Annotated in this window: 1 protein-coding gene; it reads right to left on the reverse strand. The window is 59.6% G+C overall.

What is annotated here, in order from left to right; all coding sequences use genetic code 11:
* The coding region (locus BJF91_RS00010) for a hypothetical protein (protein ID WP_075612454.1) at window positions 1-477 on the reverse strand (477 nt) is incomplete at its 3' end.
* Between the last annotated feature and the right edge of the window lie 146 nt (window positions 478-623).

Raw genomic sequence — 623 nt, forward strand, 5'->3', positions numbered from 1 at the left:
GAACATCCGGTTGATCAGGGCATCGCTGCTGAACATCTTGCTCATCAACTCGCTGGTCATGCTTTTCTTGCCGCTTTCGACCGAACTCGCGGTGAGCGTGCCGCCGTATTTGGCCATGATGGCCTCGGCGACCTCTTCCGGCGTATCGAGATTTTCCCAGTCGAGATCGAAGCCTTTGCCGGCTTGGAGAAAATTGTCGCCCTGTCCATTATACGTGTAAGTGACGGAGCCGTACTGTCCGACGGTGACCGTCTGTGACCCAATTGTCAGTGTAGCCCAGACGGGGTCTTCCACAGAGTTGGCCGCGATCGCTTGCTCCGCCTGAGCCACTTCGGCATATCGCTTCTGACTTGCTTCACGCGAGGCCTGCTGTCCGGCGACAAAGCCGTCGGGTAGCTTGGGCGTCTGTTTTTCCGGATAGGTGGAGGCCGGATAGGTGGAAGATGGTGTCGCGGTGGATGAAATTGTCGTGCTCAATAGACCCCTCCTGTGAGCGCGGTTGCGTGTTCTGCCGGATCAGACGGCTGCGGCCTGCGTCTGCACGGCCTGCAAATCACCCGTCGCCACCGTGGCTACCGAAGACGATGCCTCATCGGTCTCGGCCAGCCCGTCCTCCATGCCGC

It is taken from the genome of Gillisella taibaishanensis, from assembly GCF_001938985.1.
In the GTDB taxonomy this organism is placed as follows: domain Bacteria; phylum Pseudomonadota; class Alphaproteobacteria; order Rhizobiales; family Rhizobiaceae; genus Allorhizobium; species Allorhizobium taibaishanense.